Source organism: Chlorobium sp. (assembly GCF_049593655.1).
In the GTDB taxonomy this organism is placed as follows: Bacteria; Bacteroidota; Chlorobiia; order Chlorobiales; family Chlorobiaceae; genus Chlorobium.
On record NZ_JBAWHG010000064.1, the window covers coordinates 1 to 9,473 of the forward strand.

A 9,473-nucleotide genomic window follows, 5' to 3' on the forward strand; every position below is an offset into this window, starting at 1 on the left:
GATCATCGAAGCGGCGCGGCACGGAGTCGGCGAGGTCGGAGACGGCAAGATATTCATCACGCCTCTCGAAGAGTGCATCAGAATCCGTACCCGCGAGAAAGGCGGCAAGGCTATCTGACGGCACAGCCGGTAAAGCATAAGAGACAACGAAAAGGCCGCCCGTCGGGCGGCCTTTTCGTTGTGTATTTCCGGTATGTGGCCGACGGCTTCAGTTTGCCGGAGCCGGTGCCGGCGGAGGTACGATCGCTACGGGCTGTTTCCACGACGGATAGTAGGTGTTCAGCCATTTTTCGGCATTGACTTCACCCAGTCTTGCCGCTGCCCTGAAATCCTCGATGCGTCCGAAGGCGTCGCCGGTCCTGCCTTTGGCGATCCCCCGGTGGAAAAAGGCCGCCGCCATTTTTCCGTCGAGGTTCAGCGCTGCGCTGAAGTCGGAAATGGCCCCGGAAAAGTCCCCAGCCATGTTCTTCGCTACTCCCCGGTTGTAGTACCCCACAGCCAGGAAATGCGGTTCGCCGCAGGAGATGACCATTGAAAAGTCATTGATGGCCTTGTCGAAAACCTTCATGCGCTGCCATACTTCTCCTCTCATCTGATAGGCCATGGCGAATCCGGGATTTTTCTCGATAGCTTTGGTATAGTCCTTGATGGCGGCTTTCAGGTCCCCCTGGAGGTGTTTTTCGTATCCCCTGTCGAAATAGTCATTTTCCTTGCCGGCAAATGCGGTGCTCGTGAAAATGAACAACAGAAGCAGGGCGATCGGAAACACCGGGGCACTATTTTTCATAGTCATCTTCCGAAAAGGTCATAGGTGCAAAAGAGTGCTTCAATCCCGGCTGCGGGACAGATGTAAACGCACTATAGCAATGCTGTTCATGGGGCTTAAAGTTTCCTGCGCCGGGGTTCCCCCTATAGTAAGATTTCACCGGGTTATTTTTACGTAATCAGGCGGTTTTTTTTCTATCTTGATTCAATTAACAGTATAACTGTTCCCCGTACGTCAATGTTCAGGATCACTCTTGAAGAATTTGAAGGGCCGCTCGATCTCCTGTTATTCTTTATCAGGCGTGATGAACTTGATATCTACAATATTCCCATCTCGAAGATCACCGCCGACTTCATTTCCTACATCAGCGGCATGCGCTCCATGAACCTCGAGGTCGCCGCCGAATTCATCTATATGGCGTCGATGCTCATGAGCATCAAGGCGAAAATGCTTCTTCCCCGCCCCACTCCGGATGGCGGAGATCCCGATGAGTTCGATCCCCGCGCCGAACTCGTGCAGAAGCTTCTGGAATACCGCCAGATGAAAGAGGCATCCGAAAAACTGGGGGAACTGGCTGTCGCCAGGGCGCGGCTTTTTGCGAAAGGTTTTTCCGAGTCGTTCGACCAGAACGTTATCGACGAACTCGATGAGGAGATACACCGTCCTACACTCTATCATCTCATAACGGCATACCGGTCGGTGCTTGAAAATATTCCCAAACCCATGACCCGCAACGTCACGGAGGCTCCGGTAACGGTCGAGGAGCAAAGCGCGCTGATACTTGCGCGGCTCAGGGAGCGGGTTCAGGTATCGTTCCGTTCGGTGGTGGAGGGCGTCGGGGAGAGCATCATCGTGGTCGTGACGTTTCTTGCCGTGCTCGAGCTGTGCCGCAACCGGAAAATTCTGGTTATCATCAAGGATGGTTATGATGATTTCTGGATATCGGAGCGCGACGCCGCGTGAATTTATCCTGGGGTCAGGAACTCAGGGCTTTATCGGAAAACAACAGTGTAAATCAAACATTATGCCGGAAATTCAGCCCTTCAGGGCGATACGCTACAATCCCGAAACCGCGGGAGATGCCGCAAAACTGATCTGCCCGCCTTACGACGTGATATCCAGGGAGCTGCAGCAGCAGCTTAACGACTCTTCGCCCTTCAACGCCGTCCGGCTCGAACTGCCTGTGGAGGCCGATCCCTACACGGCTTCGGCCGAGCGCCTGCACGAGTGGCTTAAGAACGGAGAACTCCTGCGGGATGCGGAACCCGCCTTCTACCCCTACAGCCAGACCTTTACCGATCGGGAAGGCAATACCCATACCAGGTGCGGCTTTTTTGCCGCGATGCGGCTGCACGAGTTCGCCGAAAAGAAGGTGCTGCCGCATGAAAGAACCCTTTCCGGTCCCAAGGCCGACCGCCTGAACCTGTTCAGGAAAACCCGTACCAACATCAGTTCGATTTTCGGACTGTACGCCGACGAGGAGGGTGTGGCCGACCGCCTTGTGGCCGACTACGCCGAAACCAGTGAGCCGCTTCTCGATGCCGTGTTCCAGGGCGTGCGCAACCGCCTGTGGCGTATCGGCGATCCGGAGCTTGTTGCCGGGATCCGGCAGGCGCTGGCCGAAAAGAGCGTCTATATCGCCGACGGTCATCACCGTTATGAAACCGGCCTGAACTACCGCAGGGAGCGGGCGGAAGCGAATCCGGAGCATACCGGAAACGAACCGTACAATTTTATCCTTGTTTATCTGAACAATATTTATGATAAAGGACTGGTGGTTTTTCCCATACACCGTCTGGTGCACAGCCTTGGGGATTTCGATGCTTCACGGCTCAGGGGGCGGCTCGAAGAGCATTTTACCGTAACGGCTCTCGACGGACGGGCCGGACTGAAGGCATACCTCGAAGCCGCGACCTCGAGTTACGCATACGGGGTGGTCACCCCGGGTTCCGTTCTGGGGATTACGCTGAAAGGCGATCCGGCAGAGCTGCTCGACAGGGAGATCGCTCCAGCCCTGCAGCAGCTGGGGCTGGTCGTGCTGCACGAGGTGGTGCTTGCCCGCCTGCTCGGCATCGGCCAGGAAGCCATGGCGAAGCAGAGCAATCTGGTGTATGTGAAGGACGATGGCGAGGTGTTCGAGGCGGTGGAAACCGGCAAGGTGCAGGTCGGTTTCGTGGTGAAGCCCGCGACGGTCGGGCAGGTGCTTGCCGTTTCGGAGTCCGGAGGGGTGATGCCGCAGAAATCGACGTTTTTTTATCCGAAAATCATGACCGGACTGGTTTTCAACCCGCTCGACTGATATGGCTCCGACCGAAGAGTTTTTCTCCCGCTCCGCCGAAGAGACCCGTGAATACGCTCGGCAGTTCGCTTCCACGCTGCAGGCCGGCGACAGGATATGCCTGAGCGGTCAGCTCGGTGCGGGGAAAACCGAGTTCATGAAGGGCATTGCGGATTGTTTCAACTGCGCGGGAGAGCTTTCCAGCCCCACGTTCGCCCTTTTCAACATCTATCACGGATCTTTCCGGGGGAAAGCGGTCGATCTGCACCATTTCGACCTGTACCGGATTGAACGGGAGGCGGAGCTCGATGCGATCGGATTCGAGGAGTATCTGTTCGGGCCGCATATTGCCGTTGTGGAGTGGGGCGACCGGTTCGAGAGCCTCCGTTCGTGTTATACCGCGGTGGTTCGTCTCCAGCATGGCGGCGGCGACTCGCGGAGAATCGTCATAACCCGATAGACTGCCGATGAATATTCTGGCTATAGAGTGCACCCATGTTTCTCTCAGCGTCGCACTCATGAGCGGAGGCGAGGTAACCCTGCGTTCCTGCGACGAGTGGAACCGGGCGGCCGAGTCCATCATGCCGCTCGTGCAGCAGGTGCTCGAAGGCAGCCTTGCCGGCCTCGGGCAGCTCGATGCGGTTGCCGTCTCTTCGGGCCCCGGCTCGTTTACCGCGCTGCGTATCGGGATGTCGGTCGCCAAAGGCATTGCCTACGGTCTCGGCATTCCCCTTGTTCCGGTTCCGACCCTTCCGGCCATGGCGCTTGCCGCACTCCCCTTTACCGCCGCGGAGGTGCTCGTTCCGGTCGTTCCGTCACGCAGGGGAGAATATTACTACGGCTGTTACCGTCGCGCCGGCCTTGAACGGGGCCTCACGGGGGATGAAACCGCCCGGGGCTCCATGGATGATGTGCTTCTGGCGGCAGGAGCTGCGGGTCCTGACGCCGTGGTGACGGCCCGGCTGACTGACGATTTTCCCGTTCCGGGGGAGGGCGCTCCGGCAGGTTTTCTCGATGCGACTTTTTTTTCCGCCGCTTCGCTGCTTCCCGAGGCTTCGAGGCTTTTCAGTCTCGGCTCTGTACTCTCGCCGGCAGATGCGTTTCCCGATTACCGGCAAATGTTTGTGCCGGGAGGAAGAAAAGAATGAATCATTACTATTTTAAAGGAAATGGCCCCGAGGCTGTTTTATTATACCATTGATTGAACTATAACGGAGGTTTATGACCAGTTCTGAGCATGATGAAAAACGCAGTGACCTGCATCCGGAAGAGGTATCCTACAATGGGCTTCTGGCCAGACGGGCTGCAGAGCTTGCTCTTGAAAAAAAGTGCGAGCAGGTCAGGATTCTCGACCTGAAAGGATTGACGTCGATTACGGATTATTTTGTTATCGTCACGGCGGACTCCGAGAGGAAGGCCAAAGCGGCAGCAGAGCATATTATCGAGGAACTGAAGGCGGACAACGAGAGGCCGATGCATGTGGAAGGCATGGATTCCATGCACTGGATACTGCTCGATTACATCGACGTGGTGGTTCATATCTTCATGCCCGAGGAGCGGAGCTTCTACGATATCGAGTCGCTCTGGTCGGATGCGCCGGTTACCACGGTGAACTGATTCACGCTTGCCGGGCCGCCGGTACTCCGCTCTCACCCCCGTTTTAAGATGTTGGAGGGATTTTATACATTACGCCCTTAAGCGGTTTACTATTAATTTTTTACACGGAAAAAACCTATGCAGCGCGAAAGGATATTGCCGATCAGTATTGAAGAGGAAATGCGGGATTCCTATCTCGATTATTCCATGTCGGTTATCGTCAGCCGCGCGCTTCCGGATGTTCGCGACGGTCTGAAGCCGGTGCACCGGAGAGTGCTTTTCGGTATGCATGAACTCGGTCTCCAGGCGGGAAAACCGCACAAGAAATCGGCACGTATCGTCGGTGAAGTGCTCGGTAAATTCCACCCTCACGGCGACAGCGCCGTGTATGACAGCCTTGTGCGTCTGGTGCAGGATTTCTCGCTGCGCTACCCGCTCATCGACGGTCAGGGCAACTTCGGCTCCATCGATGGCGACTCCCCTGCCGCCATGCGTTACACCGAAGTGCGCATGAAGCCCATTGCCGGCGAAATGCTCAAGGACCTCGACAAGGAAACCGTCGACTTTTCCCTGAACTTCGACGATTCGCTCGAAGAGCCGACCGTGCTTCCCTCAGCGATTCCCAACCTTCTGGTTAACGGAGCTTCAGGTATTGCCGTCGGTATGGCGACCAACATTCCGCCGCAGAACCTGCGCGAGGTTGTCGACGGCATCATCGCCGTGATCGAAAACCCCGAGATCGAGATTGCGGACATCATGAAGCATGTTATCGCTCCCGATTTTCCGACCGGAGGCATCATTTACGGGTACGAAGGGGTTCGCCTGGCCTATCTGACCGGACGGGGCAAGGTGGTGATTCGCGCCAGGGCGCTCGTCGAGGTGACCCAGAAGAACGGCCGCGAGTCCATTATCGTCACCGAACTTCCCTATCAGGTCAACAAGGTTCGCCTGATCGAGAAAATCGTCGAGCTGGTTCATGACAAGAAGCTTGAAGGCATTGCCGATATCCGCGACGAGTCCGACCGCGACGGCATGCGTCTCGTGATCGAGCTGAAGCGCGATGCGGTGGCCAAGGTGGTGCTGAACAATCTCTACAAGCATACGCCCATGCAGGAGACTTTCGGGGTGATCATGCTTGCTCTGGTGGACGGCGTGCCGAGGGTGCTCAATCTCAAGGAGATGATGCACTACTACATCAAGCACCGGAATGAAATCGTGCTGCGCCGTACGAAGTACGACCTTACCGCCGCCGAAAAGCGCGCCCATATTCTCGAGGGACTGAAGATCTGTCTCGACAACCTCGACGAGGTGATCACCACCATCCGCGAGTCGCCCGATACCTCCACGGCACAGGACCGGCTCATGCAGCGCTTCGGTCTTTCCGAAGTTCAGGCGAAGGCCATTCTCGAAATGCGTCTGCAGCGCCTGACCGGCATGGAGCGCCAGAAAATCGACACCGAGTACCGGGATACGCTCGCCATCATCGAGGAGCTTCGTTCCATTCTCGCCAGTCCCGAAAAGCAGCTGCAGATTATCCGCGACGAGCTGATGAAGGTTCGCGAAGTGTACGGCGACGAACGCCGGACCGAGATTGTGCCCCAGGAGGGAGATTTCTCCATCGAGGACATGATCGCCCAGGAGGACGTGGTCATCACCATCACCCACGACGGGTTCATCAAGCGCTTTCCGGTTTCCGGATACCGCCGCCAGGCAAGGGGGGGCAAGGGAGTTACCGGCGCCCAGGCAAAGCATGACGATTTTGTCGAGCACATGTTCATCGCCTCGACGCACAACTACATTCTCTTCTTTACCAACACCGGACGGTGCTACTGGCTCAAGGTTTACGAAATTCCCGAAGCCGGCAGGGCCGCGCGCGGCCGTTCCCTGGCCAATATCATGGAGCTGCGCCCCGGCGAGCAGATCAAGGCGTACATCAATATCCGCAACTTCGACGATCCGGGTTTCATTGTCATGGCCACGACCAGAGGCATCGTAAAGAAAACCCCGCTCGACGATTTCTCGAACCCGCGCAGGACCGGCATTGCCGCCATCACCATCGAGGAGGGCGACGAGCTGCTCGACGCCCGTCTGACCGACGGCGATCACCAGATCATCCTGGCCAAAAGTTCGGCTTACGCGGTGCGCTTCCCTGAAAACGAGATCCGTTCCATGGGCAGAACCGCCATGGGCGTCAAGGGCATCACCCTCGACAAGGACGAGAAGTGCATTTCGATGGTCACGACCAAACGCACCGACATGGCCCTCCTTGCCGTTACCGACAACGGATTCGGCAAACGCAGCCGCGTCGAGGACTACCGCCTCACCAAGCGGGGAGCCCGCGGGGTGATAACCCTCAAGGCGCATGAGAAGATCGGAGCGCTGGTCGGCCTTATCGACGTCAACGACGACGACGATCTCATCATCATCACCGCCCATGGCATCGTGAACCGCCAGCATGTGTCGGATGTCAGGATGACCGGCAGGAACACCTCCGGCGTCAGGCTGATCCGTCTTATGGCCGGCGACAAGATTTCCGCGCTTGCGCGGGTTCCGAAGAGCGACGAGGATGTGGACGATACGGATTCGATTATCGAGGATGCCGACGGGCAGATCGATCTTTTTTAAACAGCGGAGAGACTCGGAGGAGACACCCAAACAGGGAGGCGATCATGGACCCCAGCAGACCGTTCATCGTTAAAGAGCAGCCGGGCACGAAATATTACTGCGCCTGCGCCAGATCGAAGAACAGGCCCTGGTGCGACGGTTCTCACAAAGGCAGCGGCCAGCAGCCCTACAAAGTCGAAATCGAGGTCGAAAAGAACGTCGCCATCTGCAGCTGCGCGCTTTCGGCCAGGATGCCTTTCTGCGACGGTGCTCACAGGAGTCTCGGGTAAGTGGCAGGTCCCGGGAAACCGGGATCGATTTTTTATTAAACAACGAGAGAGAAACTTATGGCGCGACCGAAAAATGTGAAGCATATATTCGTTACCGGAGGGGTGATTTCATCACTTGGAAAAGGCATACTGTCTGCTTCGCTCGGGCTTCTGCTGAAATCCAGGGGCCTTCGTGTAGCCATTCAGAAATACGATCCCTACATCAACGTCGATCCGGGCACCATGTCTCCCTACCAGCATGGAGAGGTCTACGTTACCGACGACGGAGCCGAAACCGATCTCGACCTTGGCCACTACGAGCGCTTTCTCGATGAATCGACCTCCCAGTCCTCGAACCTCACCATGGGGCGGGTCTACAAGTCGGTCATCGACAAGGAGCGCCGCGGCGAATACCTCGGAGCGACGGTTCAGGTTGTTCCTCATGTGATCGACGAAATCAAGGACCGTATGGCGGAACTCGCCAAAAACGGCAACCTCGATGTGCTCATCACCGAAATCGGCGGCACGATCGGCGATATCGAATCCCTTCCGTTTCTCGAGGCCATGCGCCAGATGAAGCTGGAAATGGGAGAGCGCAACCTGCTGAACATTCACCTCACTTTCGTGCCCTACATCAAGGCCGCAAGCGAGCTGAAGACCAAGCCTACGCAGCACAGCGTGAAAATGCTGCTCGAAACCGGCATCCAGCCGGACATTCTGGTCTGCCGGAGCGAAAAACCGCTTTCGCGGGAGATCAAGAACAAGGTCGGCCATTTCTGCAACGTCAACGATCTCGACGTTATCGGGCTCAACGACTGCGATACCATCTACGAAGTGCCGCTCATGCTGCTTCAGGAAAAGCTCGACCTGCGGGTGATGAAGAAGCTCGGGCTGAAAAAATTCAGGGAGCCGGATCTCAGTTACTGGAGAGAGTTCTGCAACAAGGTAAGCCATCCGCAGGAGGGCGAGGTCACCATCGGCATCTGCGGCAAGTATACCGAGTATCCCGACGCCTATAAATCCATTATCGAATCCTTCGTGCACGCCGGAGCGAGCAACAACGTCAGGGTGAACATCCGGCTGCTCAGGGCCGAGGACGCCGAAGGGAAAAACTTCGATTTTGAAAAGGAGCTCGAAGATGTCAACGGCATTCTCGTGGCGCCCGGCTTCGGCGACCGGGGCATCGAAGGCAAGATCCAGTACATCCGCTTTGCCAGGGAGAGAAATATTCCCTTCTTCGGCATCTGTCTCGGCATGCAGTGCGCCACCATCGAGTTTGCCCGCAACGTCTGCGGCCTGCACGAGGCCAACTCCACCGAATTCAACAAGCGCACCCGTTTTCCGGTCATCGACCTCATGGAGCACCAGAAAAAGGTCAAGGAGAAAGGCGGGACCATGCGCCTGGGAAGCTATCCCTGCATTCTCAGGGACAGCACCAGGGCTCACGCCGTCTATCAGAAGTTTCTCATCAACGAGCGGCATCGCCACCGGTACGAATTCAACAATACCTTCCGCAAGCCCTTCGAGGACAACGGCATGATCTTTTCCGGAACCTCTCCGAACGGTGAACTTGTCGAGATCGTGGAGCTCAGGGATCACCGCTGGTTTGTGGGCGTGCAGTTCCACCCGGAGCTGAAATCGAGGGTGCAGAAGGTGCATCCGCTCTTTCACGGCTTTGTGGCGGCTGCCAAGGCGTTTCGTCAGGGAGAACGGCAGATGGAGCTGCCGGTAGACCAGCCGTCTTTCTCTGCGCCCGATATGGCGTCATTCGAGCCTGCCGAAAGCCGGCAGGAGCACTGAGCGGAACCGATTTTTTTTAATTTTCCTGCAAGAAAAAGGGAAAAGGATTTGGAAGTATGGCAGGAGGGTGATACATTAGGAGCCCGTTGAGGAATGAGACAAAACAACTCGACGGTAAAACGCCCGAAAGGGTTATGTTATTTGACGGTAATGCGAATTG

The 9,473-nt window shown here is 56.6% G+C and carries 10 protein-coding genes; 9 read left to right on the forward strand and 1 reads right to left on the reverse strand.

The genetic code is table 11. From position 1 onward, the window contains the following. A partial coding sequence (locus tag WBP50_RS11075; protein ID WP_423931981.1) for a P-II family nitrogen regulator occupies positions 1-118 on the forward strand: 118 nt, incomplete at its 5' end. 90 nt (positions 119-208) lie between these two features. On the opposite strand, the gene WBP50_RS11080 is transcribed toward WBP50_RS11075, so the two are convergent. Continuing rightward, complete coding sequence (locus tag WBP50_RS11080; protein WP_423934483.1) at positions 209-787, reverse strand: tetratricopeptide repeat protein; 579 nt, start codon at positions 785-787, stop codon at positions 209-211. Positions 788-1,003: 216 nt separating this feature from the next. Between WBP50_RS11080 and WBP50_RS11085 the strand changes: the two genes are divergently transcribed. The 8 genes from WBP50_RS11085 to WBP50_RS11120 all read left to right on the forward strand — a co-directional run bounded on the left by WBP50_RS11085 (position 1,004) and on the right by WBP50_RS11120 (position 9,313). Beyond that, on the forward strand, positions 1,004-1,729 hold the full coding sequence (locus WBP50_RS11085) for a segregation and condensation protein A (RefSeq protein ID WP_423934484.1): 726 nt from the start codon (positions 1,004-1,006) through the stop codon (positions 1,727-1,729). 61 nt (positions 1,730-1,790) lie between these two features. Further along, on the forward strand, positions 1,791-3,065 hold the full coding sequence (locus tag WBP50_RS11090) for a DUF1015 domain-containing protein (RefSeq protein WP_423934485.1): 1,275 nt from the start codon (positions 1,791-1,793) through the stop codon (positions 3,063-3,065). A 1-nt stretch (position 3,066) separates the two neighbouring features. Further along, complete coding sequence (gene tsaE, locus WBP50_RS11095) at positions 3,067-3,504, forward strand: tRNA (adenosine(37)-N6)-threonylcarbamoyltransferase complex ATPase subunit type 1 TsaE (RefSeq protein ID WP_423934487.1); 438 nt, start codon at positions 3,067-3,069, stop codon at positions 3,502-3,504. Positions 3,505-3,511: 7 nt separating this feature from the next. Beyond that, a complete protein-coding gene (gene tsaB / locus WBP50_RS11100; RefSeq protein ID WP_423934489.1) occupies positions 3,512-4,192 on the forward strand; it encodes a tRNA (adenosine(37)-N6)-threonylcarbamoyltransferase complex dimerization subunit type 1 TsaB in 681 nt (226 codons plus the stop codon). 73 nt (positions 4,193-4,265) lie between these two features. Further along, entirely contained in the window at positions 4,266-4,661 is a 396-nt protein-coding gene (rsfS, locus tag WBP50_RS11105) for a ribosome silencing factor (protein ID WP_423934491.1), read from the forward strand. Positions 4,662-4,778: 117 nt separating this feature from the next. Continuing rightward, the gene (gene gyrA, locus WBP50_RS11110) at positions 4,779-7,265 is read left to right on the forward strand and encodes a DNA gyrase subunit A (protein ID WP_423934494.1); all 2,487 of its coding nucleotides are present in this window, start codon (positions 4,779-4,781) and stop codon (positions 7,263-7,265) included. A 44-nt stretch (positions 7,266-7,309) separates the two neighbouring features. Beyond that, complete coding sequence (locus WBP50_RS11115) at positions 7,310-7,534, forward strand: CDGSH iron-sulfur domain-containing protein (RefSeq protein ID WP_423934497.1); 225 nt, start codon at positions 7,310-7,312, stop codon at positions 7,532-7,534. Positions 7,535-7,591: 57 nt separating this feature from the next. Beyond that, entirely contained in the window at positions 7,592-9,313 is a 1,722-nt protein-coding gene (locus tag WBP50_RS11120) for a CTP synthase (RefSeq protein ID WP_423934499.1), read from the forward strand. Positions 9,314-9,473 lie beyond the last annotated feature (160 nt).

What these genes read in the sequence shown, in the direction of transcription:
- WBP50_RS11080 (WP_423934483.1), bottom strand. Translation starts at nt 787, where the DNA reads ATGAAAAATAGTGCCCCGGTGTTTCCGATCGCCCTGCTTCTGTTGTTC.
- WBP50_RS11085 (WP_423934484.1), top strand. Translation starts at nt 1,004, where the DNA reads ATGTTCAGGATCACTCTTGAAGAATTTGAAGGGCCGCTCGATCTCCTG.
- WBP50_RS11090 (WP_423934485.1), top strand. Translation starts at nt 1,791, where the DNA reads ATGCCGGAAATTCAGCCCTTCAGGGCGATACGCTACAATCCCGAAACC.
- tsaE (WP_423934487.1), top strand. Translation starts at nt 3,067, where the DNA reads ATGGCTCCGACCGAAGAGTTTTTCTCCCGCTCCGCCGAAGAGACCCGT.
- tsaB (WP_423934489.1), top strand. Translation starts at nt 3,512, where the DNA reads ATGAATATTCTGGCTATAGAGTGCACCCATGTTTCTCTCAGCGTCGCA.
- rsfS (WP_423934491.1), top strand. Translation starts at nt 4,266, where the DNA reads ATGACCAGTTCTGAGCATGATGAAAAACGCAGTGACCTGCATCCGGAA.
- gyrA (WP_423934494.1), top strand. Translation starts at nt 4,779, where the DNA reads ATGCAGCGCGAAAGGATATTGCCGATCAGTATTGAAGAGGAAATGCGG.
- WBP50_RS11115 (WP_423934497.1), top strand. Translation starts at nt 7,310, where the DNA reads ATGGACCCCAGCAGACCGTTCATCGTTAAAGAGCAGCCGGGCACGAAA.
- WBP50_RS11120 (WP_423934499.1), top strand. Translation starts at nt 7,592, where the DNA reads ATGGCGCGACCGAAAAATGTGAAGCATATATTCGTTACCGGAGGGGTG.